Raw genomic sequence first — 25692 nt, 5'->3', positions numbered from 1 at the left:
CGATCAGCAGCAGGGCCGACTCGATCTCCACGCCGAACAGCAGCACCGCCAGCGGGATCAACGCCACCGACGGCACGGGGCGCATGAACTCGATGGTCGAGTTCGTGAACCGGCGCAGGAACGTGGACGAGCCGATCAGAAAGCCCAGCACGGTCGCCGCGATGCACGCGATCAGCATGCCCAGCAGCCACTGCCACATCGTGTCCCCGACGGCCTGCCAGAACGCGGTCAGACCGACGTTGCGGAACAGGTCCGCGATGGCCTCCGAGGCCGGGGGCAGGAAGGTCGGGTTCACGATCCCGGTGCGCGGCAGCACCTCCCAGATCACCAAAAAGCCCAGCAGCCCCACCAGCCCCAGGGACCTGGTCCCCCAGTTCCGCCGCGGCTTGCGCGTGGCCCGGGACGGACCGGACGACGTCGGCCGTCCGGTCACCCCGGACTGCGCCACCGAGGTGCGCGGCGCGGCCGGATCCGGCCGCGTGGGGATGTCGAGGCCGGCCACGGTGGCCGCATCGGTGTGCCGCCGGATATCTCCGCGGCGGCGGTCGGAACCACTGGAGGACTCAAGACGGTGCAACCGCTCGACCTCCGATTCACGGTGGGTGTCTCCGGACCCGCCCGGGCCATGATGGCCCGGCGCGCCGGTGGACGGTGTTGGTTCAGTCATCGATCGAGGTGCTCCGCTCGCGACAGGGGGTGGTCGTTGGGGACGGCTATGCTGACATTTTCGTCAACAATATTGTGACCCGTCCCACAGGCTGTGACCAGACTAGACACGAGTGTGACTTAGTTCAACACTTCAACAATATTGACTTTCAAGTGAATTTCCGTCCGACAGAAAGAAGCTGGCACACCCGGCGGACTGCTGGCACCCAGGAGGTACGCATGCTCGATCTGAACCTCATCAGGGTCTTCGTCGCGGTCATGGAGGAGGGCACCCTGACGGCCGCCGCAGCGCGCCTGAACCTCACCCAGCCGTCTGTCACGCATTCCGTCAACCGCCTGCGCCGCGCCACGGGCGATGAGCTGTTCGCCCGCTCCGGCCGTGGGGTGGTGCCGACCCGGGCGGCCCGCCAGCTCTACGCGGAGGTGGCCACCATGCCCGCCGCGGCTGACGCCGCAGTGGCAAGCCTCGCGGATTTCGAACCCACTCACGCCGCCGCCACCTTCCGGATCGCCGTCACCGACCTCGGCCAGCTGGTCTTCCTGCCCCGCCTGGTCCCCGCCCTCGCCGCCACCGCACCCGGCTGCAGCCTGGACGTGGTCCAGCTGGACACCAGCACTGCCGCAGACCTGTTGGCGGCCGGGGACCTCGACCTGGCGATCGCCTCCGCCCGCCCCCGCGGGGAGGTTCACGCCCTGCCCCTGCGCCGCGACCGCTACGTCTGCATCGCCCGCCGCGGCCGCCTGGGGCCGGGCCGGCCGACGGCCGAGGACATCTCCCGCGCCGCCCGGGTGGTCATCCGCGGATCCACCGGCCACACGCTCATCGAGGACCGCATGCCGCCACCCGCTGGCGGGTCCGTGGCCGTCTCCAGTTTCTCCGCCATCCCGGCCCTGGTGGCCGGCACGGATCTGATCGCCTTCGTGCCGGAGATCCTCCTCGCGGAATGGTTCCACGCCTGGGACATCGAGCAATGGCCGCTGCCCTACGAGGACACCGACGTCACCGTGCACGCCTACGCGGCGCCCCGGCCTCCGACCTCGGCCACGGCCTGGTTCGTCCCCTGGGCCGTCGACCAGCTGCGGGACCTCGGCACCACGAGCGGAGCCGGACCCGAGGTCCAGAACCTATAGAAGCCGTCTATGCCTGACACGCAGAACGATCATTGGACCGCGTGTGATTTGCGTCATACGGTGCCTCTATGACCCCTCCAGCGCTGACACCGTCACAGACCCCGCCGCTCACCCGGCGCCCCAGTCGACCCCTCTCGCACCGCGGCCGCCTCCGGTCGCTCACGGCCGGCGTCGGGATCCTCACCCTCACCCTGGGGCTGGCCGCCTGCGGTTCCGGCTCCCCGTCCGGCGGGTCCGGCGGGGAGGAGGCGACGTCGGCCGGCACGGAGGCCGGCAGCGGCTCGGAGGACCTGACGCCCATCCGGGTCGGGGCCATCCCCATCGGTGACGTCGCCCCGATCCATGTGGGCGTGAAGGAGGGCTTCTTCGAAGAGGAGGGCCTGGACGTCGAGGTGGTGAACACCTCCGGTGGTGCCATCGCCGTGCCCGGTGTGGTGGCCGGTGACTATGACTTCGCCTTCGGCAACACCGTCTCCCTCATGGTGGCCCGGGATCAGGGTCTGCCACTGCAGTACGTCGCCAACGGCACCACCACCACGGGCGAGGAGGGCAAGGACTTCGCGGCCGTCATCGCACCGGAGGACTCCGAGCTGGAGACGACTGCAGACCTGCAGGGCCAGACCGCCTCCTCGAACAACCTGATGAACATCGGCGACACCTCCATCCGCCTCGCCGTGGACAACGCGGGCGGTGATGGCGCGGATATGGACTTCATCGAGCTGGCCTTCGGCGATGCCGCGGCCGCCGTGCAGAACGGCCAGGTGGAGGCGGCCCTCGTCCTGGAGCCCTACCTGACCCAGTCCCTCGACGCCGGCCTGAAGGCGGTGTCCTGGCCCTACGCCGAGGCCCATCCGGACCTGGACATCGGTGGCTACTTCACCACGGAGGAGGTCATCGAGCAGCGGCCGGAGGACGTCGAGGCGTTCACCCGCGCCATGCGCAAGTCCATGGAGTACAGCCAGGAGAACCCGGACGTGGTCCGCGAGGTGATCGGCGAGTACACCGAGACGGACCCGGAGATCCTCGAGCGCATCACCCTGCCGCGTTTCAAGGCCGACTTCTCCCGCGAGGCCATGACCGCCCTGGGCGAGGCCGCCGTGAAGTACGGCGTCATCGATGAGGCTCCGGACCTGGACGCCCTGCTGCCGGAAGGAACCGAATGAGCACCACGGTGCTGCAGCCCGAGACCGCCGCGAAAGGACCCCAGACAGCCATGAAGGTCAGTGAGGCCGTCGGCCGCGTCATCGCCCGCATGGGCGCCGCCCACGTCTTCGGCGTGGTCGGATCCGGCAACTTCCGGGCCACCAACGCGCTCCTCGCCCCCAGCGAGCAGTGTCCGGACGGCGTGCCGTTCACGGCGGCGCGCCATGAGATGGGCGCCGCCTGCATGGCCGACGCCTACTCCCGCTCCACCGGCCGGCTCTCCGTGGTCACCGTCCACCAGGGCTGCGGACTGTCCAACGCCCTCACCGGCATCGGTGAGGCCGCCAAGTCCCGCACCCCCGTGCTCGTGATCTCCGGGGACACCCCGGGTGGTCAGTACGGTTCGAACTTCTACATCGACCAGGACAAGGTGGTCGAGGGCATGGGCGCGGTGGCCGAGCGGCTGCACTCCCCCGCCTCGGCCGTGGCGGACACCATCCGTGCCGTGACCCGGGCCGTCAACGACCGGCGCACCGTGGTGCTGTCCATGCCCCTGGACGTCCAGGAGGGCATCATCCCTGAGGGCCAGCGAGCCCGGGTGGAATCGGTGACCCCGCCCGTACCGCCCACGCGGGCCGGTGCCTCGCCGGAGGCGGTCGAGCGGATCGCCGAGCTGCTGGCCGGCGCCGAGCGCCCGGTGATCGTGGGCGGACGGGGTGCCGCGGCCGGCGTCGGACCCATCCGGGACCTGGCCGAGCGTGCCGGTGCGCTGCTGACCACCTCGGCGGTGGGGCGCGGGCTGTTCCACGAGGATCCGTGGCACCTGGACGTGATGGGCGGCTTCTCCACGGACGGGGCCGCCGAGCTGGTGCGCCAGGCCGACGTGATGCTGGTGTTCGGCGCGGCCCTGAACCGGTGGACCACCCGGGACGGCACCCACCTGCGTGGCAAGACCGTCATCCAGGTGGATGACACCCCGGCCGCGTTCGGCCTCCACTACCCGGTGGACCTGGAGGTGTTGGGCGACGCCGGCCTCACCGCCTCCGCTGCCGCCGTCGCCCTGGGTGAACGGCTGGCTTCCACCGGTGGCGCGCAGACGGGCTACCGGACCGAGGAGACCCGCACCCGGGTCGAGTCCTCGTTGAATTGGCGAGACCAGCCCTTCGAGGACGTCTCCGAGCCCTTGGTCGCGGGTGAGCCGGACAGCGGGCGGATCGATCCGCGCCTGCTGACCAACCGGCTGGATGAGATGGTCCCGATGGAACGCGTGGTGGTCCCGGACGGCGGCAACTTCAACGCCTATCCGGCCATGCACTTCCGGGTGCCGGACAACACGGGGTACTGCGTGCCCCTGGCCTTCCAGTCGATCGGCCTGGCCCTGTCCAGCGCCATGGGATCCCAGCTGGCCTCCCCGGACCGGATCGCCATTGCCGGGGTGGGTGACGGTGGGCTGCTGATGTCCCTCGTGGAGCTGGAGACCGCCGTGCGGCTGAAGATGCCGCTGATGGTGGTGGTCTACAACGACGCCGCCTACGGGGCCGAGGTGCACCACTTCGTCCATGAGACCGACCGCCTGGACACGGTGCAGTTCCCTCCGACCGACATCGCGGCCATCGCCGCCGGCTTCGGCTGCGCTTCGGTGACCGTGCGGCAGGAATCCGACCTGGGTGTCGTGCAGAAGTGGCTCGACGGGCCGCGGGACCGGCCGATCCTCATCGACGCGAAGATCGCCGACTTCCCCTCCTGGGTGCTGGCGCACAGCTTCGCGGCCGGCGAGTAGAGAATCCCGAGGAACGAGGAACGAGAAACGAGAACCCATGAGTACCCGAATTCCCCCGTCCTCCCTCCTGACTCGCCGTCGGCTCCTGGCCGTGGGCACCGCCGCCGTCGTGGTCGGCACTGCCGCCGCGTGCGGGCAGGGTGATCCCTCCGGCGGCGGTGACACCGGTGGGGACGCCGAATCAGCCGGCGGGTCGGCCGGCGGTTCTGGAGACCTGCGCGCGGTGACGGTCGGGGCGATCCCGATCGTCGACGTCGCGCCCCTGCACCTGGCGAAGGAGCAGGGCTTCTTCGAGGAAGCCGGCCTGGACGTCACGATCGAGTCGACCTCTGGTGGCGCCATCTCCTTCCCGGGGGTCTCCTCGGGTCAGTTCGACTTCGCCTTCGGCAACGTGGTGTCCATGATGGTGGCCCGTTCGCAGGGCATCGGCTTGAAGTTCTTCTGCTCCGGCAGCACCACCACGGGCGAACCCGGTGAGGACAACGTGGCACTCATCGCGGCCCCGGACTCCGGATTCGAGAGCATCCGCGATCTGGCGGGCAAGACGCTGTCCTCGAACCAGTTGGCGAACATCGGGGACACGGCGTGCCGCCAGGTGATGGACAAGGCCGGCGGAGACGGCGGGTCCCTGGAGTTCATGGAGATGGCCTTCCCGGACGTCCAGGCGGCATTGGAGAACGGGCAGCTCGACGCCGGAGTCGTGGTGGAACCCTTTGTCACCCCGGCCCTGGAAGCCGGCATGGTGGCCGTCTCCTGGCCGTATGCGGAGGCCAACCCCGAGCTCGACACCGGAGGGTACTTCGCCAGCGAGGACACCCTGGAGAACGATCCGGACCTGGTGCGGTCCTTCCGGGAGGCCCTGGTCCGCGGCTTGGAGTACGCCCAGCAGAACCCGGACGAGGTCCGCCGGATCACCGGCACCTACACCCAGACCCCACCGGAGGTGCTGGAGAAGATGAAACTGCCCCGGTTCCGGCCCGAGTTCAACCTGAAGGCCCAGGAGGAGCTGGCCGAGACCGCCCGCACCTACGGGACGGTCACCGGGGAGCTGTCCGTGCCGGACATGTTCGCCGAACTCTGAGGCACGCCCTGCCTCCCGCTTTCAGTCGAGTTGGGGTGGGTATCGGGCTTAAACACCCACCCAAACTCGACTGAAAGTGCTGGTGGTCCGGGGGCTACTCCAGCAGGAGGGCCGGCTCCTCCATGATGGCGGCGACGTCCGCCATGAAGCGGGCCGAGAGGTCCCCGTCCACCACCCGGTGGTCGAAGGAACCACCCAGGGTGGTGATCCACCGCGGGATGACCTCTCCGGAGACCACCCAGGGCTTCTGCCGAACGGTCCCGAAGGCCACAATGGCCACCTCGCCGCGGTTGATGATCGGCGTGCCCGTGTCGATGCCCAAGGCGCCGATGTTCGTGATCGAGATCGTCCCGTCCGCCATCTCCGCCGGCTGCGTCTTGCCGTCCCGGGCCCGCCTGGCCAGGGTCCCGAGGGCCTCGGCCAGTTCGCGGAGGGACAGCTCGTTGGCGTTCTTGACGTTCGGCACCAGCAACCCGCGCGGGGTCGCGGCGGCGATGCCGAGGTTCATGTAGTGCTTGACGAGGATCTCCTCGTCCGTCCAGGAGGCATTGACGTGCGGGTTGCGCGCCGCGGCCCAGATCACGGCCTTCGCGAGGATCAGCAGCGGGGTGACCTTGACGCCCTCGAACTCACGGGAGGCCTTGAGGCGCTTGACGAACTCCATGGTCCGCGAGGCGTCCACGTCCACGAAGATCGAGACGTGCGGGGCGTCCCGGTAGGACTCGGAGACGGCCGCGGCCGTCGCCTTGCGCACGCCCTTGACCCGGATCCGCTCGGTGCGCCGCGCGTTGTCACCGGTGTCCGGCATCCAGAACGAGCCGGAGGTGTCGATGTTCGTCTCCCGCTCGGCAAGGTAGTCCTCCACGTCCGTCCGCGTGACCTCGCCGAACTGTCCCGTGGCCCGCACCTTGGTCAGGTCCACGCCCAGTTCCTTCGCGATGCGCCGCACCGGCGGCTTGGCCAGCACGCGCTCGAACAGTCCTGCCACGTCCGTCTGGCGTTCGCGTCCGGCTGCCACCAGGTTCCCGACGGCGGCCGGCAGCTTCAGCCCGCGCGTCGCCGGGGTGCTCGGGACTTCTGGGGGTACCGGAGCTGCCGGAGTTGAGCGCTGGGCGTCGGCCTCCTCACTGGCCACTGGAGGCGCTGCAGGCACGGCTGGATTCGCTGGGATGGTCGGGGCGGTGAGTCCTGTTGCGTCTCGGACGGGCTCCTCGCGCAGCCTCGGGCTCCAGGACGGCGCCACCGCGGCCTGGCCGGACGGCTTCCGCGGGCGGCGCGTGGCCGCATCCGCCTTCGGCCCGGAGCCGGTCAGCGCGGCACCGGCTCCGCCGGCCGTATCACCCGCGGCAGCAGCACCGCGAGCGGACGGCCCGGCGGGATCGCCACCGTCGGTCGGTACGGGGGCCTCTTCGCCGACGCCGTCCTCGGCAGTGTCACCGGATGCTGCTCCTGCTTCGGCCGGCATCGTGTACCCGGTCTCCGCGACCGCGGGGGCCGAGCCCTCCGGAGAACCGTCCGGGGAGGCCGCCGTGGTGATGCCGATGATCGGGGTGCCGACCTCGATGGTCTCGCCGGCCGGGGCCATGAGCTCGGCGACGGTGCCGGCGTAGGGACTGGGCAGCTCGACCAGGGACTTGGCGGTCTCGATCTCGCAGAGGACGTCATTGACGGCGACGGTGTCTCCCACGGCCACGCGCCATTCCGTGATCTCGGCTTCGGTCAGGCCTTCGCCGACGTCCGGCAGGGTGAAGATCTCCATGGGTGCCTCCCGGCAATCAGTAGGCGTTCAGTACGCGAAGGTGCGGTCGACGGCGTCGAGGATGCGGTCCAGGTCCGGCAGGTACTGCTCCTCCACCCGGGACGGCGGGTAGGGCAGGTGGAAACCGCCGACGCGAATGATCGGGGCCTCGAGGTGCAGGAAGGACCGCTCGGTCAGGCGGGCGGCGATCTCCCCGCCGAGTCCACCGAAGGTGGGCGCCTCGTGGGCGATCACCATGCGGCCCGTCTTCTCGAGGGAGGCCTGCAGGGTGTCGAAGTCGATCGGGGACAGCGAGCGGAGGTCCACGACCTCGATCGAGCGCCCGTCCTCGGCGGCGGCGTTCGCGGCGGCCAGTGCCACCGGGACCAGGGGTCCATAGGCGGCGATCGTCGCATCGGTGCCGGTGCGGACCACCTGGGCCTGGAAGGCACCGAGCCCACCGTGGCCGTCCGCTGCCAGATCCACCTGGCCCTTGAGCCAGTAGCGGCGCTTGGGCTCGAAGATGATGACGGGGTCCTGCGACTGGATACCCTGGCGCGTCATCCAGTAGGCATCCTGCGCGTTGGACGGGGTGATGATCCGCAGGCCGGGGGTGTGGGCGAACAGCGCCTCGGGCGATTCCGAGTGGTGCTCGATCGAGCCGATGCCGCCGCCGTAGGGGATGCGGATGGTCACCGGCACGGTGGCGGTGCCGCGGGTGCGGGCACGTAGTTTGGCCAGCTGGGTGGTGATCTGGTTGAAGCCCGGGAACACGAAGCCGTCGAACTGGATCTCGGTGACGGGCCGGTAGCCGCGCAGGGCCAGGCCGATGGACGTGCCGATGATGCCGGATTCGGCCAGCGGTGAATCGACCACCCGGTCCGCACCGTAGGTGGCCTTCAGCCCCTCGGTCACGCGGTAGACGCCGCCCAGGGAGCCGATGTCCTCGCCCATGAGCAGGGTCTTCGGGTCGGCGGCGAGTTCATCCGCCAGGGCCCGGTTGATGGCCTTGGCGATGGTCAGGGTCTCGACGGCTGCCGCACCGCCGGCAGGCTGGCCGGGCCGTTCGGCTGACGGCGCTGCGGGCCGTCCGCCCGGCAGGGTGGTGCTCTCCGCGCTCATGCCCGACTTCCTTCATCTGCCGCATCTGGTGCGTCTATTGCATCTGCTGCATCCGCGAAGCCGGCCTGCCACTCACGGTGCCAGGCCTTCTCCTCGGCCACGAGGGGATGCGGTTCCGCATACACCGTGTCGAACACGGCGTCCAGCGGCGCGATGGCGTCCCCGGTCATGGCCAGGACGGCCTCGCGGCTCTGGGCGGCCAGCCGCTCCCCCTCGGCGGCCACGTCGGCGAAGAACCCGTCCGGGTCGGTGCCCGCCGCGCCGGTGGCGCGCAGGTACTTCTCCAGGCGGGCCATCGGGTCGACGCCGGCCCAGGCCGCCTCCTCCTCCCGCGTCCGGTACTTCGTGGGGTCATCGGCGGTGGTGTGCGCTCCGACCCGGAAGGTGTGGGCCTCCACCAGGACGGGACCGGCTCCGGTGCGGGCCTGTTCCGCGGCCCACGCGGTCACGGCATACATGGCCAACGGGTCGTTGCCGTCCACGGTGACGCCCTCGAAGCCGTAGCCCGCGGCGCGCTGGGCGAGCGGGACGCGGGTCTGGGTGGAGGCGGGCACCGAGATGGCCCACTGGTTGTTCTGGCAGAAGAACACCACGGGCAGGTTGAAGCTGGCGGCGAAGACCATGGACTCGTGGACGTCGCCCTCGGAGGAGGCCCCGTCCCCGAAGCACGCCAGCGCGATCTGGCCCTCGCGCTGCAGGCGGTCGGCGTCCCAGCCGGCCTGGTCCCGCTGGATGCCCCACGCGTAGCCGGTGGCGTGCAGGGTCTGGGCGGCGAGCACGAGTGTGTAGGGCTGGAGGCGGTGGTCCTCGGCGGTCCAGCCGGCATGCGCGGCCCCGCGGAACAGCTCGAACAGTTGGCCCGGGGTGACGCCGCGGCCCAGGGCGAAGAGGTGCTCGCGGTAGGTCGGGAAGATCCAGTCGGAATCGTGCAGCGCGGTCAGGGCGCCGGCCTGGGCACCCTCCTGGCCGATGGCGGGGACCCACAGGGAGAGTTGGCCCTGCCGCTGGAGGGAGGTGCCCTCGGAGTCCACCCGGCGCTCGGTGGCCATGAGCCGGTACATCCGCTGCAGGGCCGACTCGTCGAGGCCGGCGAGGTAGGGCGTGAACCTGGGGTCCTGGTGCAGGGTGCCGTCGGCGTCCAGCAGGCGGACGGCACCGTCAGGCAACTCGGTCGCCGTGGTCGGCGGCTGCGGTTCGTTCACGTGGAACTCCTTCTCCCCCGGCACGTCCGGCGCCGGTCCGGGGTCAAGCCTAGTCGCGCCGGGCCCTACTCGCGCGTTGAACGACGCCGGGCCAGCACCTTCCGCTTGCTCCGCGGCTCCCGCGGCACGCACCCCGAGGGTGGGGCTGGGAGGCTAGCCGGCCGGCGTCGGACCTTCGGGGAAGTCCGCGCAGAGCTGGAGGAAGCGCGTGTTGGCCTCCTCCTCGCCGATGGTGACCCGGACACCCTCGGTGCCGAAGCCGCGCACGGCCAGCGCCTGACGGCCGGCCGCCTCGAGGAACTCGGGCGTGCGGTCACCCAGGGGCAGCCAGACGAGGTTGCCCTGGGAGTCGGGGACGTCCCAGCCGAGCTCGGCCAGGCCGGTCAGCACGCGCTCACGCTCCGAGACGACCTTCGCCACGCGCTCGTCGACCTCCTCGATGTGGTCGAGGGAGGCGATGGCGGCCTGCTCGGCCACCGAGGACACGGCGAAGGGTGTGGCCAGCACACGCAGGTACTGGGTGACGTGCGGGTGGGAGACGGAGTACCCGACCCGCAGGTTCGCCAGCCCGTGGGCCTTGGAGAAGGTCCGCAGCACCGCCACGTTCGGGTGCCGGCGGTAGACCTCCAGGGCGTCGACGGCGTCCGGCTGGGTGATGAACTCGGTATAGGCCTCGTCGAGGACCACCAACACGTCCTGCGGGACCTTCGCCAGGAACGCCTCGACCTCGGCACCGGTGAGCGCGGGTCCCGTGGGGTTGTTCGGGGTGCAGACGATGATGACGCGGGTGCGCTCGGTGATGGCCGCGGCCATGGCGTCCAGGTCGTGGCGGAAATCGGCGGTCAGCGGGACCTGGATGTCCCTGGCCCCGGCCGACCGCACGACGATCGGGTAGGCCTCGAAGGAACGCCACGCGTAGATGATCTCGTCCTGGGTGCCGTCCGGGTGGGTGCCGGCATAGGTGGTGATGATCTGCGTCAGCGCGCCGAGGGAGCCGGCCCCGGTGACGATGTCCTGCGGGGAGATCTGGAGGTGCTCCCCCAGGCGCTCGCGCAGGGCGGTGGACAGCGGGTCCGGGTAGCGGCAGATGTCCGTGAACCGTTCCATGACCGCACGGACGGCGGGCACCGGGCCGTACGGGTTCTCGTTGGAGGACAGCTTGTAGGGCGTGAGCCCCTCCACCGGGGCAGCGGCCTTGCCCGCCGCATAGGCCGGGAGCTGGCTGAGGACCGGGCGCGGGCGGATGGGCTGCGGTTCGTTCATGGCTCACCAGCCTAGTCCCGGGCCGAGTATGACGGCCGTGTCCACGGGCCGTGTCCACAGGCGGGCGTGGGACGATGGCCCCATGGTGAAGTTCCTGCTCCGCGTCATCGTCAACGGCCTGGCCCTCTGGGTGGCCACCCTGATCCTGCCCGGCATGGAGGTCATCCCCTCCGACACCGTCGGCGACACGGGCGACACCACCCTGAACACGGTGATCGCCTACCTCGTCATCGGGCTGGTGTTCGGTGCCGTGAACGCGGTGGTCAAGCCGATCATCTCCCTGCTCGCCCTCCCGCTGACCTGCCTGACGCTGGGCCTGTTCACAGTGATCATCAACGCCGGCATGCTCATGCTGACGGTGTGGCTGACCTCCTACCTGCCGATGCAGGTCACGGTGGACGCCTTCTGGTGGACGGCGGTCTTCGCGGCCATCATCGTCTCGGTGGTCTCCATGATCGCCAACGGGGTCTTCGGGCTCAACCGCACCTCCTCGCGGGACTGACATGAGGCGCGCGGGGCCGGTGCCCGGCCGCCCCAGCGTTCACGGGAGGATGAGCTGAAGAGGCGCCGGGGGCAGCGACCTCCGGCCCGGCCGGTTCGAGCCCCCGTCACCGCCTGAACCGGACACGGAGGAACTACTCGCCCCTGCACCCAACGGACTGCGGGGGTTGCCGGGGCGGATCCGCTCCAGCTGCACGCTCCGCGTCACCCCGCCGCCTGCCGTCAGTGCGGCGATGTGCTCGAGTGCCGGTGCCTGCCGCGCCACGTCCGGGTTTCGGTCCAGCAAGGCCGCGTGGAATGCGTAGTTCTCGAAGGCATGGCCGGACATCAGGTCCTTCCCCTCGGGATACAGGGACTCGTCGTAGCCGCTCACGGTGATGGTGGCGCGGTTCGCGGCCTGCGGATTGGCCCGTCCGTCCGCGGCCGCGGGAAGATCCCGGTCATGCTCCAGGTGTGCCGCCTCCACGCTGTCCGGGACGCTGATCTCGCCGGTCGGTGAGCCAATCGTGAACAGGCCCTGCACGTCATAGTTCCCGGCGATCCGGGCGTCCGAGGCGATCCGGGCGGCATGGAGGCCGCCCTGGCTGTATCCGGTCAACACGAGCGCATCGTCCTCTCCCGCCCCCGCTGCCCGGAGGGCCTCGTCCACGGCGGCGGAGACGTGCTGGGAGTCCAGGGCCAACGCCTCGGCGTTCCCGCCCATGTCCCACGGATTGGTGGACCAGGCGTTCGCGTCGTGGAAGTCCCCGGTCTGGGTTCCCGGGAGCGAGACGAGCCATACCGTCTCGGGGGCGCCCGGGCCCTCCGGGGTGAACTTCGTGATCTGGATGGATCCAGGGGCGGCCTGGCGGGCCAGATTCAGATGGGACATCACGTTGGAGATGCTCCCTTCGCCCTCCGGCGTCCAGGTCTCCTCCCACTGCTCGGCCGGTGGCAGCTTGTCCTTGACGCGCACCGGCCCGATCTGCACCAGACCGGTGGCCTTTCCCAGCGCCGTGGCCAGGGGGTACAGCTGTTCTGCCCCGGACAGTGCGCCTGTGGCTCCCTCATCCCGGGCCGCATGACCGGCGACATCCGAGGCCACCCGGAATCCCACACCGAACCCCAGGGACAGGGTTCCGAGCAGTCCCGCGATGACCTCGGGAGCCGCCTGAATGGCCAGTTCCGTGATCGGCTGCGGGATCGGCTGGTTGGAGAGGGCCAGCACCGCCGCGGAGACGAAGGCGGCACCGCCGGCCAGCTCGACGACGGCGCGCTGGGCGGCGGCCTCCGCATTCCGATAGGCCTCGGCCGAGGACCGCACACCGAGGTACAGCACATCGGCCTCGGCACTGATGGACAGCAACCCGGCAGACAGTGTTGCTGTGCGTGCCGCCAGCACCCGACCCGTTCCGGTCTGGGCCGCCGCCAAGGCCAGGAGAGACCCCGTCCCCGCGGCCCGTACCGACAGGGCCGCCGCCTCGTCCGTGGCAGCGGCCAACAGGAAACTGCCCCGTTCCAGGTCGTCCAGGTTGGCGTGGATGCTGGTCGGCCCACCGCGGATGGAGAACGATGCCAGCGCCTCGCCACGTCCGTCCTCCGTCCGGCCCGGAAAGCCGTCCAGCAGTCCGGGGCGACCGACGCCCGCGGGCACGATTGCGGTCAGGGAGCCGGGCGCAGCCGCGGCCACCGGTCCGGCCACCTCAGCACATCCCCAGGGTCGCGGCGCTGCCCACCGTGGCCTTGACGGCGTTGATGCTCGACCGCAACTGGCCGATCCTCACGTGCAGCTCGTCGATCGCAACGCGGGCCAGCCCCGCGGATTCCTCCGCCAGCTCGGCCAGGTCCGCCGCCCGTCCGCGCAGACGGTCGCTCCGGTCCAGGAACGCCGTCCCGGCCGGCGAGCGCCAGTCCAGGGCCGAGAGGCTGTGGACCGACTCGGCCACCCCGCGGGTGCCCGTCCCGACCAGCCGCAACTCCTCGACCACCTGGTACAGCTGGGCCACCGCCGCCTCCAGGAGACGGAGCTGCTGCTCGTCACCGAAGAGGAGGTCCAGGGCCGTCCCGACCGCCGGACACAACACGTCCGGATCGATGACCGGAAGTGGCAGGGTCCCTCCCACCAGCCCATGGACCACCGGCGTTCCACCGTGGGGTTCTGTCATGCCCGTCCTTCCGCCCTGCACTGCCCCGGTTTCTGCCGGTCACAGCCCCTTCTCTCCTGCTGCCCTCGACGCTAGGCAGTCCCGTCGGGCTCCACGTGGTTGTCAGGGGCTAGTGGGGATAAGCCCAGAGCAATCAGTCCGCTGTGGAGGACCCCATCGCGGCGCCGGACACGACCGCGGGAGGTGCCCGGCCGTCGTCGGACACGGCATCCATCCCGCCGCTCCTGCCAGACTGTCCCCATGAGCACCCAGCGCACCGAGTTCGATCCGGCACACCTCGGCAACCGAGAGACGGCCCTGCTGGTGAAGTCGATCCTCATCCCGCGGCCCATCGCCTGGGTGGGAACGGTGGACGTGCACGGAACCGCGAACCTGGCCCCGCACTCCTTCTTCACGATGGTCTCCGAGGAGCCGCCGATCGTGATGTTCTCCTCGACCTCACGCAAGGACACGCTCACCAACGTCGAGGCCACCGGCGAGTTCACGGTCTCGCTCGTCTCCCGGCCACAGTTCGAGGCGGCCAACCAGACCTCGGCGCCCTACGCCGCTGAGGTGAGCGAGTTCCAGGCCGCGGGCATCGAGGCCGAGCCCTCGACCGCCGTCGTGCCGCCCCGGGTGGCCGGTTCGCCCGCCGTGATGGAATGCGTGCTGGAGAGCATCCTGCCGGTCGGCGGGAACTTCATGGTGCTCGGGCGGGTGGTGCACGTGGCGGTGGACACGGACACGCTCGCCACGGATGCCCGCGGCCGCACCCTGCCTCTCGCCCAGAAACTGGACCCGTTGACCCGCCTGGGCCGGAACGAATGGGGCACCCTGGGCGAGGTGCTGGCCATCGACCGACCCACGGCGGGTTAACGGCGGGCTGACAACGGCTGGTCGTCAGCGCGGATCAGGCGTTCACGCCCGCCAGCATGCCCTGGAGGGTGGCCGCCAGGTCGGTGGAGACCTGGACGCTGCGGTCGCCCCGGGGCCCGAGCCGGCCCTCCTCGTCCGCCTGGTACAGCTCGGACAGGCTCGCGGCGATGTTCGGGGCGAACCCGGCATCCTGCAGCGCGCCGGCCCAGCCCGGCTCCGGGATGGTCACGACCTGCAGATCGTGGCCCAGGGCGCGGCCCAGGGCCACGGCCACCTCGCGCTCGGTGTAGGACGGTCCCACGATGTCCACGACCTCGCTGCCGCGGGGACCGGCCAGCAGCTCCTGGACGGCCACGACGGCGATGTCCCGCGTGGCGTTCATGGGCAGCGGGGCGTCGGCGGTGGAGGAGAACACGGGGTAGACGCCCTCGTGGCGGGCGGGTTCGAGGACGTCCCCGACCTTCTCCTGGAAGTGGCCGGGACGCAGCGCGGTGAGGGTGGTGCCGGTCTGGCCCAGCGCCTGCTCCATACGGTGCAGGCCGACGATCGGCCCGGTGCCCTCGGGCAGGTCGGCCCCGCCGGAGGAGAGCATGACGGTGTGGGCCACGCCGGAGGCCTGGACGGCGGCCGCCACGGAGGCGACGACCTCCTGCTCGTAGGCCGGCAGGTCGTCCGTGGCCAGATCGAACGGCATCATGGCGAAGAAGGCGGTGGCGTCCTCCAGCGCCGCCGCCAGGCCGTCGCTGTCACGCAGATCAACGACGGCGGCCTGGGCGCCTCGGTCCTGCCAATCCTGTGCCGCGGTGACCCGGCGGACAATCACGCGAACGGGGTGGCCGGCTTCGAGCAGTCCTGCGGCGACGGCCGATCCGACGCGTCCGGTGGCTCCTGAGATGACGAACATGGTTTCTCCTGCGGGGTGATCATGGTGTGGCAATCGGCCCGGGGTGGGCGATGCTTCCCAGTCCATCCGGTGCCGACGACATCCGACATGGCGCGGGCAGTCACCTTCATGTCCTGGCGGATCAGATCCGACGGCAGACGGTTCCGAGCGGGCCCTGACCGGGGCGCACGTTCCTACACTGGAGGCGTGGACCTCCTGTCAGATTTCCTGGCCCAGCCCCGAGCGCGCGATGCGTTTCTGTTGCGCGTGGTCAAGGGCCGGCCCTGGAAGCTCAGCGTGGAGGACGAGGCCCCCCTGTCCATCGTCCCGGCACTGAAGGGCGGGGCCTGGATCTCTACGGCAGACGGCCGCCCCACCCGGATCGAGGCCGGTGACGTCCTGGTGGTCCGCTCCCCGACCTCCTACGTGCTCAGCTCCGAGCCGGGACTGGCCCGCGGCGCCACCATCGGCAGTGGGCAGGTCTGTTCCGGACCGGACGGACGGGACCTCTCCGCCGAGCTGAGCGCCGGGGTACGCACCTGGGGCAACGACCCACACGGTCAGGACGAGATGTTGGTCGGCAGCTACCGCAGCGGCTCCGAGCTCGGCCGGCTCATGATCCAGTCCCTGCCCCCGTGGTTCCTGGTCCACCGCCCGGCCCCGGACCTGGTGCGCCTGCTGACCGAGGAGGCCTCCCGCGAGCACCTGGGCCAGAACAGCGTGCTGGACCGGCTGCTGGACGTGCTGCTGGTCTCCACCCTGCGCGCCTGGCTGGACGCGGACGACCAGAAGCGTGCCAGCCTCCTCTCGGCCCACCGGGATGACGTGGTTCGGACGGCCACCGAGGCGATCCAGTCCCGACCTGCAGATGAGTGGAACGTGGAATCGCTCTCGGCCGTGGCCGGCGTGTCCCGTGCCTCCCTGACGAGGCGCTTCAAGGCCGTTCTGGGCGTCTCCCCGATGACCTACCTGACCCAGTGGCGGCTGGCCACGGGGGCGGACCTGCTGGACCGCAGCGATGCGACCCTGGCCTCGGTGGCCCGCCAGGTGGGGTATTCGAGCCCCTTCAGCTTCTCCGCCGCCTTCAAGAAGCACTACGGCCTCAGCCCCCGCGATTTCCGGGAACGCCAGCCCGCCGGGTGACGCTCCGGTGCTAGCGTGACCGAGTGACCGACTCGTATTCCCCCTCCTCTCCGACCCGCCCCGTGGGCTTCGACCGGGACCGCTATCTGGACCTCCAGTCCCGCCACATCGAGGAGCGGCGCCAGTCGATCGGCGGCAAGCTGTACCTGGAGATGGGCGGAAAGCTCTTCGACGACCACCACGCTTCCCGCGTCATGCCGGGCTTCACACCGGACAACAAGATCGCCATGCTGGAGCGGATCAAGGACGAGCTCGAGATCCTCGTCTGCCTCAACGCCAAGGACCTGGAACGCCAGAAGGTCCGGGCCGACCTGGGGATCCCGTACGAGGAGGATGTCCTCCGGCTGATCGATGTGTTCCGCGAACGCGGCTTCCTGGTGCAGCACGTGGTGCTGACCCAGTTGGAGGACTCGAATCAGGTGGCGCAGGCCTTCAGCGAGCGCCTCGAGCGGCTGGGGCTGACGGTCGCCCGGCATCGCGTGATCCCGGGCTACCCGCAGGACACCAGGCGGATCGTCTCCGAGGAGGGATTCGGGCTGAACGACTACTCCGAGACCACCCGGGACGTCGTGGTGGTCACCGCCCCCGGGCCGGGATCCGGCAAACTCGCCACGTGCCTCTCGCAGGTGTATCACGATCACACCCGGGGCATCGCCTCCGGCTATGCCAAGTTCGAGACGTTCCCCATCTGGAACCTGCCCCTGGACCACCCGGTGAACCTCGCCTACGAGGCCGCCACCGCGGACCTGGATGACATCAACCTGATCGATCCATTCCACCTGTCCGCCTATGGCGAGCAGGTCACCAGCTACAACCGGGACGTGGAGGTCTTCCCGCTGCTGAAGGCCCTGCTGGAGAAGCTGACCGGCTCCTCCCCGTACGCCTCCCCCACGGACATGGGCGTGAACCTGGCCGGCAGCTGCATCGTGGACGATGAGGTGTGCCGCGAAGCCTCCCGCCAGGAGATCGTGCGCCGCTACTACAAGGCCCTCGTGGACGAACGCAGCAATGACCGCGAGGCGGACATCTCCGAGCGCGTGGCCATGGTGATGTCCCGGGCCGGCTGCGGCACCGAGGACCGTGCCGTCGTCGCCCCCGCCCTGGCAATCGAGGAGGCCACCGACGCTCCCGGCTCCGCCATCGAACTGGCCGACGGGACCATCGTGACCGGCAAGACCTCCGGCCTGCTGGGCTGTTCGGCCGCCATGCTGCTGAACGCGCTGAAGCATCTCGCCGGGATCGAGGACAGCGTCCACCTGCTCTCCCCGGCCGCGATCGAGCCGATCCAGACCCTCAAGACCGAGCACCTGGGCTCCCGCAACCCGCGACTGCACACGGACGAGGTGCTGATCGCCCTCTCCGTCTCCGCCGCCTCGGATCCGAACGCGCGGGCCGCGCTGGCACAGCTGCGGAACCTGACCGGTTGCGACGTCCACACCACCACCATCCTCGGCACCGTGGACGAGGACATCTTCCGCAACCTCGGCATGCTGGTCACCTCGGAGCCCCGGTTCCAGCGCAAGGCGCTGTACCGCAAGAGGTAGCCCCGGAGCAGGCCCGACGCCGGCCCCGCTCCCCGGGGTGCCCCGGTCCCGCTTCACACGGTGCCCGACGCCGGCCCACCGCCCGGTGACGCATGCTCTCCGACCTCTGATGCGGATAGAACCCGCATCAATTGCCGGATTCCACCCCGGTGCAGTCGGCCGGCACCGGTACGGAATCCCGCACCTGATGTCTCCTCCGTGCACAGAACCCGGCGTACATGCCAGGGATGGAAGAATGACAGCCATGCCTGAGTCCTCCGCCCCGCACCAGCCCGCCTCGCCCGCCTCGTCTGCCACCGGTCATGGCCCGACGCCGGCCCGCCAGTCCCTCGCCGACGCCGGCATTCCGCTGGGCCCGCTGGACGGCCGGTACCGCTCGGCCGTCGCCCCGCTGACCGAGCATCTGTCCGAGGCCGCCCTGAACCGCAATCGCCTGCACGTGGAGGTGGAGTGGTTCATCCACCTCGCGCGCCACCAGGTTCTGCCCGGGCTCACGCCGCTGCAGGAGGCACAGGAGGAGGGTCTCCGCCGGATCGTCACCGACTTCGACCAGGACGGTGTGACCGAGCTGGCGGCCATCGAGAAGGAGACGGTCCACGACGTCAAGGCCGTGGAGTACTACATCGGCCGCCGGCTGCCGGACCTGCAGCTGGAACACCTCACCCCGCTGGTACACTTCGCCTGCACCAGTGAGGACATCAACAACCTGAGCTACGCCGTGGGGGTGCGGGACGCTATCGGCGAGGTGTGGCTCCCGGCCGCGCGGGCCGCCGTCGGGACCCTCCGCGAGATGGCCGAGACCGCAGCCGGCACGCCCATGCTCTCCCGCACCCACGGGCAGCCGGCCACGCCCACCACCCTGGGCAAGGAGATGGCGGTGTTCGTGCACCGTCTCGACCGCCAGCTGACGCGCATCGAACAGCAGGAGTACCTGGGCAAGATCAACGGCGCCACCGGCACGTACGCCGCGCATCTGTCCGCCGTTCCGGACGCCAACTGGCCGGAGGTGGCCCGCACCTTCGTCGAGCACCTCGGCCTGACCTGGAATCCGCTGACCACGCAGATCGAGTCGCATGACTGGCAGGCCGAGCTGTACGCGGACATCGCGCGCTTCAACCGGATCCTGCACGGGTTCTGCGTGGACGTGTGGAGCTACATCTCCATCGGCTACTTCGCGCAGATCCCGGTGGCCGGAGCCACGGGCTCCTCGACCATGCCGCACAAGGTCAACCCGATCCGCTTCGAGAACGCCGAGTCCAACCTCGAGCTGTCCAACGCCCTGCTCGACTCCCTCGGTGCCACGCTCGTGGAGTCCCGCTGGCAGCGCGACCTGACCGACTCGACCTCCCAGCGCAACATCGGCAATGCCCTGGGCCACTCGGTGCTCGCCTTGTCCAACGTCACCAAGGGCATGGCGCAGCTGAAGGTCGCCGACGCCGTGCTGGCCGAGGACCTGGACCACAACTGGGAGGTGCTCGGTGAGGCCGTGCAGACGGTCATGCGCGCCCAGGCGATCGCCGGCGTGGAGGGGATGGACAACCCCTACGAGCGGCTCAAGGAGCTCACCCGCGGCCACCGCGTCGACGGGGAGCGGATGCGCGAGTTCGTGCAGGGCCTGGGCCTGGAGCCCGACGCCGAGGCTCGCCTCATCGCCCTCACCCCCGCCTCCTACATCGGCCTGGCCGAGGAGTTGGCCCGCGGGATCTGACCGGGTACCGGCGCGTACCTGACCGGGTGCCGAGCCGGCCCCGCCGACGGAGGAGGGACGGACATGATCGAGGCCCCCGAGGCACCGGCGTACTTGGAGACGCTGCTGTTGGTCCTGGACCTCTTCGGTGTCTTCTTCTTCGCCGTCTCGGGGTCACTGCTGGCCGCCCGGCGGCGGTTCGACCTCATCGGCTCCGTGTTCCTGGCCTTCCTGGCGGGGCTCGGCGGCGGTGTGGTGCGGGACCTCATCATCAACGAGGACGTCCCCAACGCCTTCGCCAACCCCCTGTACCTCATCCCGCCGGCGCTGGCCGCGACCCTGGTGTACTTCCGGCTGGTCACCCAGGGCCGGCTGCGCCGCACGCTGCTCGTCTTCGATGCCGCCGGGCTCGCCCTGTTCTGCGTCACCGGCACGCGCACTGCGCTGGCAGCCGGGATCGAGCCGGTCATGGCCATCCTCCTGGGCGTGGCCACCGGCGTGGTCGGCGGCCTGCTGCGGGACGTGGTGGCCAACGAGGTCCCGGAGATCTTCAACCGCCACGGCCTCTACGCCGTACCCGCGCTGTTCGGTGCGGGGCTCAGCTCGCTGCTGTGGACGCTGGACGTCTTCAACTGGCTGACCGCGGGCCTCGTGATGATGGCCGTCTTCGCCTTCCGCCTCATCTCGTTCCGGAGGCGCTGGACGGCCCCCAACGCCGCGCACGGCTCCAGTTCCTGACCTGCAACCACCGAGTTCCGTCCACTGCCCCTATACCTATGGACATAGTTATATTAGGCTCGGCTCAACGCGGCGTGACCGGGACCACACTGACCGGTCACGCCGCGGCCAAAGCCAGCCCGGCCGACGTCGGGCCCGTCCTCCCGGAGCAACCGGACCGCACGGGCCACGGCCCCCGAACATCCGAAGGATCCGCATGAGCTCCCCGAACGCCACCCCCACCGCCTCCGGCCGGCCCTCCGTCATCACCGACCCGTCCCTGGAGATGACCGGCAAGGACAAGGACATCGATGCGTTGCGCGAGGCCGCCCCGTTGATCCCGGCCGGCACCCGCATCAACGTCACGTTCCTGGGCAATGAGGACCTCGGGATGCGCGTCAAGGCCTCCTCCGCCGCCAAGGAACTGGGTTACGTGCCCGTCCCGCACATCTCCGCCCGCCGACTGACGTCCGAGGCCGAGCTGGTGGAGTTCCTCACGGCACTACGGGACCAGGCCGGCGCCACCCACGCCTTCACCGTCGGTGGCGACCCCTCGGAGCCGATGGGCCCCTACGGCGCCTCCGTGGACCTGATCACCTCCGGCCTGCTCAAGGAGTACGGCTTCACGGACATCTCGATCGCCGGCTACCCCGAGGGCCACCCGGACATCTCCGACGCCCAGCTCTGGGACGCCCTCGAGCGCAAGTACGCCTCGCTGCAGGAGCAGGGCCTCAACGGCACCATCCTCACCCAGTTCGGCTTCGACGTGGACCCGGTTTTCGCCTGGATCAAGGAGGTCCGCCGCCGCGGCATCGACCTGCCGATCCGCATCGGCGTCCCCGGCCCGGCCGGCATCAAGCGCCTGCTGACCTACGCCTCCCGCTTCGGCGTCGCCACCTCCGCGGGCATCGCCAAGAAGTACGGATTCTCCATCACCAACCTCCTCGGAACCGCCGGCCCGGACAAGATGATCCAGGACCTCGACGCCGGCCTGACTGAGGCAGAGGGCGACGTCAAGCTGCACTTCTACACCTTCGGCGGAACGAAGACGACCGCCGAGTGGATCACGGACTACCAGGCGAAGCACTGACCTCACCGGCACGCCACGAGGCGCGGGCCGCCGGGAGCCATCCTGGCCCCATTCCGCCCTCCATCACGCTGTGAGGGCGATCCCCAGTAGCGGGAATCGCCCTCACCTGTCAGTAGGTGGCGCGCCCGCCCGAGGCGTCGTAGACCGCACCGGTGGAGAAGCTGACCCTGTCCGAGCACAGCCAGGCGATGAGCTCGGCGATCTCCGCGGCGGTGCCGAACCGCTGCATCGGGGTCATCGCCTGCGAGCGCGCCAGCACAGCCGGGTCCGTGGTCGCGTTCATCGGGGTCTCGATGGCGGCCGGGGCCACCGCGTTCACCAGGACGCCCGTGGGAGCGAGCTCCTTGCCGATCGACTTGGTCAAGGCGATGACCGCGGCCTTGGAGGAGGAGTAGGCGGCCATGCCGGCATTGCCGTCCTTCGCGGCAATGCTGGCCAGGTTCACGATCCGCCCCCAGCCGCGCTCGACCATGCCCGGGGCGAAGGCACGGCACATCAGGAAGACGCCGTCCGCGTTGACGGCGAAGGTCTTGCGCCAGCTGGCCAGGTCCGTGTCCAGCACGGGCGCGTTCGGCCCGATGATGCCGGCGCTGTTCACGAGGATGTCCACGGGGCCGCATGCGGCGGCCAGCGCCGCCACGGACTGCTCGTCGGAGACGTCCACGGAGAAGTCCGCGCCGGCCGCCAGGTCAGCGGTGAGGACCTCGACGCCGTCCTCACGCAGTCGCTGCGCGGTGGCCGCGCCGATCCCGCTCGCTCCGCCGGTGACCAGGGCACGGAGTGGGGGTGTTGCCGAGGACGCCCGTGGCTGCATGGTCACTCCTGTGGTGTGGTCGTGGTGTGGTTGTGGTGTGGTTGTGGTGTGGTCGTGGCGTGGTCCAGTTGTGGTCCGGGTGTGGCCGGCGACTAGGATCGACGCTGTGGACACCCGGTGGCTGGAAGCCTTCATCACGGTAGCCGAAGAACTCCACTTCGGCCGCGCCGCGTCTCGGCTGCACATGGCCCACTCCCCGCTGAGCCAGGTGATCCGCAAACTGGAGCGGGAGGTCGGCTCCGAACTCTTCGAACGCAGCACCCGTTCGGTCACCATGACGAGTGCGGGAGCGGCCTTCCTGCCCTACGCCCGGGAGACCCTGGAACGCCTCGAGTCCGGCCGGGACGCCACGTCGGTCGCCGCCGGCCAGACGGTCGGCCGCGTCCGGATCGGGTACTCGGGCGTGCTCAACCACGTCCTGCTGCCGACGTTGACCCGCCGGGTCCACGAGGAGCTGCCCGGCGTGCGGCTCGAGTTGATCGGCCGAATCCTCACCCATGACGCCGAACAACAGCTCGGGCTCGGTGCCCTGGACCTCGCCTGCGTGGGGCTGCCGATGCCCGCGAACTCGCTGAACACCCGCCTGCTGTACCGGGAGTACCTGGGCGCCGTCCTGCCCGTGACCCATCGCCTGGCGCACCAGGACGGGCCGGGGACCATCGACCTGGCGGAGTTGTCCGAAGAGCCGTTCGTGACCACCTCGATGTCCGGTGGCTCCGCCCTGCGCCAGACGCTGTTCCGCCAGTGTGCCGATGCCGGTTTCATGCCGCGCGTGGTGCAGGAGACCTCGGATCCCTACGTGGTGCTGCAGCTGGTAGCCGCCAGCGTGGGCATCACCCTGATGCCCGAGACGATCGCACCCATGCTCCCGCCCGGCTCCGTGTTCCTGCCCCTCTCCGCGCCCAGTGTGCCCCTGGAGCACGGCATCGCATGGCGGACCCGGCCGCCATCGCCGGCCCTGCAGGCCGTGCTGGACCTGGCCGAACAGGTCATCGCGGAGAAGGTGACCCGCTAGCCGCCCGGCCGCGGCACGCGCCCCATCGGTCATACTATGCAGATTCCCTACACAATCCGTCCCGATCTTCGTCATTCACTTATATAGTTTCCGTTCCTACACTCGTGTGAAGCACATCACCTCTCGCGCTCTGCGAGGGTTCCCACGAGACAAAGGGCGGTCCATGTCGACTGCAATCACCGAACCGGCTCCGGTTCCCGTCAACGCACCCGGGGACACCCGGAATGCCCGGCGCGCCGCGCTCTCCGGTTTCCTGGGCAGCACCCTGGAGTACTACGACTTCTTCATCTACGGTTCGGCCGCGGCGCTGGTCTTCAGCTCCGTGTTCTTCGCCGATGACAGCGCCACCTCCGTCCTGCTGTCCATCAGCACCCTGGGCGTGGCCTACGTGGCCCGCCCCCTTGGCGCCGTCGTCTGGGGACACCTCGGGGACACCTTCGGACGCCGCAACACCCTGATGGCCTGCCTGCTGATGATGGGTGTCTCCACCCTCCTGATCGGATGCCTGCCGACCTACGACCAGATCGGCATCTGGGCCCCGATCCTGCTGGTGCTCTTGCGCCTCCTGCAGGGCCTGTCCGCCGGCGGCGAATCGCCGGGCGCGGCCTCGCTGTCCATGGAGCACGCCCCGGCGGGCCGCCGTGGCTTCTTCGCCTCCTTCACCATGTCCGGCATCATGTTCGGCATCGTGCTGGCCACTCTGGTCTTCATCCCGGTGGCCGCCATGGACGACGAGGCGCTGCTGTCCTGGGGCTGGCGCGTCCCGTTCTGGATCTCCATCCTCCTGACTATCTTCGCCTTCGTCGTCCGCCGCACCCTGGACGAGCCGGAGGTCTTCGAGGAGACCAAGGAGGCCAACGAGGTCGTCAAGGTCCCGTTCGTCGAGTTGTTCCGCAGCCACTGGGCCTCTGTGGTCCGCGTGATGTTCGCCGCCACGTTCGCCATGATGAACACCGTCGTCAACGTCTTCGGCCTGGCCTACGCGGTCGAGTACAACGGCATCGAGCGCACCACCATGCTGTTGGCCATCGCCGCCGGCAACTTCGCCGCCGTCCTCACCCAGCCGTTCTACGGCTGGCTCTCGGACAGGATCGGCCGCAAGCCCGTCTTCGTCGCCGGCGCCCTGGGAGCCGGCGTGATGATGTTCGTGTTCTTCAACGCGATCGGCACCGGGAACGTGGCCATGGTGTTCATCTCCGCGATCATCCTGTTCGGCGTCTTCTACGCCGCGCCCAACGGCTCCTACATGGCCAGCTTCCCGGAGCAGTTCCCCGCACGGGTCCGCTACTCGGGCATGGCGATCGGCCTCATGCTCGGCCTGCTCGTCTCCGGCTTCGCCCCGGCCCTGGCCCAGTTGATGACCAGTGGGGACACCGCCAACTGGGGTCCCGTGGCCTGGATGTGCTGCGGGTTCGCCGTGCTCTCCGCCATCGCCTTCGCCACCGGCCCGGAGACCTACAAGGTGCCGATGCAGTTCCTGGGCCTGAAGCGCAGCGAACTGAAGAAGCTCAAGGCGGAGGGCGCCTTCTGAGCCGGAACTGATCCGCACCCTGCGGTCTCGTAGGCTGGGTCCATGAGCCAGCACCCTGCGCAGCGACCGTCCGGCAGAGTCCGGACGGTCGCTGGCGTCTCCGGGACACGGAAGGCGTCGAAGGTTCTGTGCACGACGTCGGCGCTCGCCCTCGCCGCCCTCCTCGCCGGCTGCGGTGGTCCGGGAGGGACCGAGGAGGTGGTGGGGGCCTCGACCCCCTCGCCGGCCGTCACGGCGGAGGCGACGAGCATCTTCCAGCTCTCCCCCGGTCAGTGCTTCGACCGGCCCGCCGCCGAGGGACTGTATGAGGTGGCGGTGGTGCCGTGCGAGGTGTCCCACGACCTGGAGATGTACGCCCTGTTCCAGCTGGATGACCCGTCCTGGCCGGGCGAGGACCTGGTCCACCAGCAGGCGGACCAAGGGTGCCACGATGAGTTCGTCTCCCTCACCGGCACGGAACCGGCGCAGTCGGATGTGGGCTTCACCATGTACACCCCGTCCGAGGGTTCCTGGTCCGAGGGTGACCGCCAGGTGCAGTGCGCCCTGCAGCTCAACAGCGGCGGCCGGATGATCGGCTCGCAGATGGCCGGCCCCTCGGCCGGTTAGTGGCACGGCGACCGCTGCCGACCACCGCCGCGTGAC

Annotated in this window: 23 protein-coding genes; 14 read left to right on the top strand and 9 right to left on the bottom strand. The window is 70.0% G+C overall.

Annotated elements, in window-relative coordinates; genetic code table 11:
- Window positions 1-667, bottom strand: a 667-nt coding sequence (locus ACFFIO_RS07065) for an ABC transporter permease (RefSeq protein ID WP_378040890.1), incomplete at its 3' end; no start/stop codon positions are given.
- Window positions 668-885: 218 nt separating this feature from the next.
- Between ACFFIO_RS07065 and ACFFIO_RS07060 the strand changes: the two genes are divergently transcribed.
- The 4 genes from ACFFIO_RS07060 to ACFFIO_RS07045 all read left to right on the top strand — a co-directional run bounded on the left by ACFFIO_RS07060 (window position 886) and on the right by ACFFIO_RS07045 (window position 5801).
- The gene (locus tag ACFFIO_RS07060; RefSeq protein WP_378040889.1) at window positions 886-1797 is read left to right on the top strand and encodes a LysR family transcriptional regulator; all 912 of its coding nucleotides are present in this window, start codon (window positions 886-888) and stop codon (window positions 1795-1797) included.
- Window positions 1798-1865: 68 nt separating this feature from the next.
- Complete coding sequence (locus ACFFIO_RS07055; RefSeq protein WP_378040888.1) at window positions 1866-2960, top strand: ABC transporter substrate-binding protein; 1095 nt, start codon at window positions 1866-1868, stop codon at window positions 2958-2960.
- On the top strand, window positions 2957-4720 hold the full coding sequence (locus tag ACFFIO_RS07050; RefSeq protein ID WP_378040887.1) for a thiamine pyrophosphate-binding protein: 1764 nt from the start codon (window positions 2957-2959) through the stop codon (window positions 4718-4720). The genes ACFFIO_RS07055 and ACFFIO_RS07050 overlap by 4 nt, the downstream gene beginning before the upstream one ends.
- Window positions 4721-4757: 37 nt before the next feature.
- On the top strand, window positions 4758-5801 hold the full coding sequence (locus tag ACFFIO_RS07045) for an ABC transporter substrate-binding protein (RefSeq protein WP_378040885.1): 1044 nt from the start codon (window positions 4758-4760) through the stop codon (window positions 5799-5801).
- Window positions 5802-5895: 94 nt separating this feature from the next.
- Here the strand turns inward: ACFFIO_RS07045 and ACFFIO_RS07040 are convergent, their stop codons facing one another.
- The 4 genes from ACFFIO_RS07040 to ACFFIO_RS07025 all read right to left on the bottom strand — a co-directional run bounded on the left by ACFFIO_RS07040 (window position 5896) and on the right by ACFFIO_RS07025 (window position 11126).
- The gene (locus tag ACFFIO_RS07040; protein WP_378040884.1) at window positions 5896-7560 is read right to left on the bottom strand and encodes a dihydrolipoamide acetyltransferase family protein; all 1665 of its coding nucleotides are present in this window, start codon (window positions 7558-7560) and stop codon (window positions 5896-5898) included.
- A gap of 27 nt (window positions 7561-7587) precedes the next feature.
- Window positions 7588-8661 (bottom strand): alpha-ketoacid dehydrogenase subunit beta, encoded by a 1074-nt coding sequence (locus tag ACFFIO_RS07035; RefSeq protein ID WP_378040883.1) that lies wholly within the window; start codon window positions 8659-8661, stop codon window positions 7588-7590.
- The gene (locus tag ACFFIO_RS07030) at window positions 8658-9863 is read right to left on the bottom strand and encodes a thiamine pyrophosphate-dependent enzyme (RefSeq protein ID WP_378040882.1); all 1206 of its coding nucleotides are present in this window, start codon (window positions 9861-9863) and stop codon (window positions 8658-8660) included. The genes ACFFIO_RS07035 and ACFFIO_RS07030 overlap by 4 nt, the downstream gene beginning before the upstream one ends.
- Before the next feature lie 153 nt (window positions 9864-10016).
- Window positions 10017-11126, bottom strand: a complete 1110-nt coding sequence (locus ACFFIO_RS07025) for a histidinol-phosphate transaminase (protein ID WP_378040881.1) — start codon at window positions 11124-11126, stop codon at window positions 10017-10019.
- Between the two features lie 82 nt (window positions 11127-11208).
- On the opposite strand from ACFFIO_RS07025, the gene ACFFIO_RS07020 reads away from it, so the two are divergent.
- Window positions 11209-11628, top strand: a complete 420-nt coding sequence (locus tag ACFFIO_RS07020) for a phage holin family protein (protein WP_378040880.1) — start codon at window positions 11209-11211, stop codon at window positions 11626-11628.
- Window positions 11629-11667: 39 nt separating this feature from the next.
- On the opposite strand, the gene ACFFIO_RS07015 is transcribed toward ACFFIO_RS07020, so the two are convergent.
- Window positions 11668-13308, bottom strand: coding sequence for a hypothetical protein (locus ACFFIO_RS07015; RefSeq protein WP_378040879.1), 1641 nt, complete (start codon window positions 13306-13308; stop codon window positions 11668-11670).
- 1 nt (window position 13309) lies between these two features.
- Window positions 13310-13771, bottom strand: a complete 462-nt coding sequence (locus ACFFIO_RS07010; RefSeq protein WP_378040878.1) for a hypothetical protein — start codon at window positions 13769-13771, stop codon at window positions 13310-13312.
- A 240-nt stretch (window positions 13772-14011) separates the two neighbouring features.
- Here ACFFIO_RS07010 and ACFFIO_RS07005 point away from each other — a divergent pair, with 240 nt between their 5' ends.
- Entirely contained in the window at window positions 14012-14626 is a 615-nt protein-coding gene (locus tag ACFFIO_RS07005) for a flavin reductase family protein (RefSeq protein ID WP_378040877.1), read from the top strand.
- Window positions 14627-14660: 34 nt separating this feature from the next.
- Here ACFFIO_RS07005 and ACFFIO_RS07000 read toward each other — a convergent pair whose 3' ends face one another.
- Window positions 14661-15530 (bottom strand): NAD(P)H-binding protein, encoded by an 870-nt coding sequence (locus tag ACFFIO_RS07000; protein WP_378040876.1) that lies wholly within the window; start codon window positions 15528-15530, stop codon window positions 14661-14663.
- Between the two features lie 186 nt (window positions 15531-15716).
- Between ACFFIO_RS07000 and ACFFIO_RS06995 the strand changes: the two genes are divergently transcribed.
- From ACFFIO_RS06995 to ACFFIO_RS06975, 5 genes are all read left to right on the top strand, one after another.
- Complete coding sequence (locus ACFFIO_RS06995; RefSeq protein WP_378040875.1) at window positions 15717-16652, top strand: AraC family transcriptional regulator; 936 nt, start codon at window positions 15717-15719, stop codon at window positions 16650-16652.
- Between the two features lie 23 nt (window positions 16653-16675).
- Window positions 16676-18196 carry a DUF1846 domain-containing protein gene (locus ACFFIO_RS06990; RefSeq protein WP_378040874.1) on the top strand — a complete coding sequence of 507 codons (1521 nt, stop codon included), beginning with the start codon at window positions 16676-16678 and terminating at the stop codon, window positions 18194-18196.
- A gap of 244 nt (window positions 18197-18440) precedes the next feature.
- On the top strand, window positions 18441-19904 hold the full coding sequence (purB, locus tag ACFFIO_RS06985; protein ID WP_378040873.1) for an adenylosuccinate lyase: 1464 nt from the start codon (window positions 18441-18443) through the stop codon (window positions 19902-19904).
- Between the two features lie 63 nt (window positions 19905-19967).
- The gene (locus ACFFIO_RS06980; RefSeq protein WP_378040872.1) at window positions 19968-20621 is read left to right on the top strand and encodes a trimeric intracellular cation channel family protein; all 654 of its coding nucleotides are present in this window, start codon (window positions 19968-19970) and stop codon (window positions 20619-20621) included.
- A 196-nt stretch (window positions 20622-20817) separates the two neighbouring features.
- Entirely contained in the window at window positions 20818-21690 is an 873-nt protein-coding gene (locus tag ACFFIO_RS06975) for a methylenetetrahydrofolate reductase (protein ID WP_378040871.1), read from the top strand.
- 109 nt (window positions 21691-21799) lie between these two features.
- Here the strand turns inward: ACFFIO_RS06975 and ACFFIO_RS06970 are convergent, their stop codons facing one another.
- Entirely contained in the window at window positions 21800-22504 is a 705-nt protein-coding gene (locus ACFFIO_RS06970; protein WP_378040870.1) for an SDR family NAD(P)-dependent oxidoreductase, read from the bottom strand.
- Window positions 22505-22610: 106 nt separating this feature from the next.
- On the opposite strand from ACFFIO_RS06970, the gene ACFFIO_RS06965 reads away from it, so the two are divergent.
- The 3 genes from ACFFIO_RS06965 (at window position 22611) to ACFFIO_RS06955 (ending at window position 25656) form a co-directional block, all read left to right on the top strand.
- The gene (locus tag ACFFIO_RS06965; RefSeq protein ID WP_378040869.1) at window positions 22611-23519 is read left to right on the top strand and encodes a LysR family transcriptional regulator; all 909 of its coding nucleotides are present in this window, start codon (window positions 22611-22613) and stop codon (window positions 23517-23519) included.
- Between the two features lie 163 nt (window positions 23520-23682).
- A complete protein-coding gene (locus ACFFIO_RS06960; protein ID WP_378040868.1) occupies window positions 23683-25050 on the top strand; it encodes an MFS transporter in 1368 nt (455 codons plus the stop codon).
- Window positions 25051-25092: 42 nt separating this feature from the next.
- A complete protein-coding gene (locus ACFFIO_RS06955) occupies window positions 25093-25656 on the top strand; it encodes a septum formation family protein (RefSeq protein WP_378040867.1) in 564 nt (187 codons plus the stop codon).
- The last annotated feature ends 36 nt before the right edge of the window (window positions 25657-25692 follow it).

Origin of the sequence: Citricoccus parietis (genome assembly GCF_042433045.1) — a bacterium.
Taxonomy (GTDB): Bacteria; Actinomycetota; Actinomycetes; order Actinomycetales; family Micrococcaceae; genus Citricoccus; species Citricoccus parietis.
This window is presented reverse-complemented; position numbering and strand designations above follow the sequence as displayed.

Bases quoted from the DNA above. Each gene is read 5' to 3' on its own strand.
- ACFFIO_RS07060 (WP_378040889.1), top strand. From the start codon at position 886: ATGCTCGATCTGAACCTCATCAGGGTCTTCGTCGCGGTCATGGAGGAG.
- ACFFIO_RS07055 (WP_378040888.1), top strand. From the start codon at position 1,866: ATGACCCCTCCAGCGCTGACACCGTCACAGACCCCGCCGCTCACCCGG.
- ACFFIO_RS07050 (WP_378040887.1), top strand. From the start codon at position 2,957: ATGAGCACCACGGTGCTGCAGCCCGAGACCGCCGCGAAAGGACCCCAG.
- ACFFIO_RS07045 (WP_378040885.1), top strand. From the start codon at position 4,758: ATGAGTACCCGAATTCCCCCGTCCTCCCTCCTGACTCGCCGTCGGCTC.
- ACFFIO_RS07040 (WP_378040884.1), bottom strand. From the start codon at position 7,560: ATGGAGATCTTCACCCTGCCGGACGTCGGCGAAGGCCTGACCGAAGCC.
- ACFFIO_RS07035 (WP_378040883.1), bottom strand. From the start codon at position 8,661: ATGAGCGCGGAGAGCACCACCCTGCCGGGCGGACGGCCCGCAGCGCCG.
- ACFFIO_RS07025 (WP_378040881.1), bottom strand. From the start codon at position 11,126: ATGAACGAACCGCAGCCCATCCGCCCGCGCCCGGTCCTCAGCCAGCTC.
- ACFFIO_RS07020 (WP_378040880.1), top strand. From the start codon at position 11,209: ATGGTGAAGTTCCTGCTCCGCGTCATCGTCAACGGCCTGGCCCTCTGG.
- ACFFIO_RS07010 (WP_378040878.1), bottom strand. From the start codon at position 13,771: ATGACAGAACCCCACGGTGGAACGCCGGTGGTCCATGGGCTGGTGGGA.
- ACFFIO_RS07005 (WP_378040877.1), top strand. From the start codon at position 14,012: ATGAGCACCCAGCGCACCGAGTTCGATCCGGCACACCTCGGCAACCGA.
- ACFFIO_RS07000 (WP_378040876.1), bottom strand. From the start codon at position 15,530: ATGTTCGTCATCTCAGGAGCCACCGGACGCGTCGGATCGGCCGTCGCC.
- purB (WP_378040873.1), top strand. From the start codon at position 18,441: ATGCCTGAGTCCTCCGCCCCGCACCAGCCCGCCTCGCCCGCCTCGTCT.
- ACFFIO_RS06980 (WP_378040872.1), top strand. From the start codon at position 19,968: ATGATCGAGGCCCCCGAGGCACCGGCGTACTTGGAGACGCTGCTGTTG.
- ACFFIO_RS06975 (WP_378040871.1), top strand. From the start codon at position 20,818: ATGAGCTCCCCGAACGCCACCCCCACCGCCTCCGGCCGGCCCTCCGTC.
- ACFFIO_RS06970 (WP_378040870.1), bottom strand. From the start codon at position 22,504: ATGCAGCCACGGGCGTCCTCGGCAACACCCCCACTCCGTGCCCTGGTC.
- ACFFIO_RS06960 (WP_378040868.1), top strand. From the start codon at position 23,683: ATGTCGACTGCAATCACCGAACCGGCTCCGGTTCCCGTCAACGCACCC.
- ACFFIO_RS06955 (WP_378040867.1), top strand. From the start codon at position 25,093: ATGAGCCAGCACCCTGCGCAGCGACCGTCCGGCAGAGTCCGGACGGTC.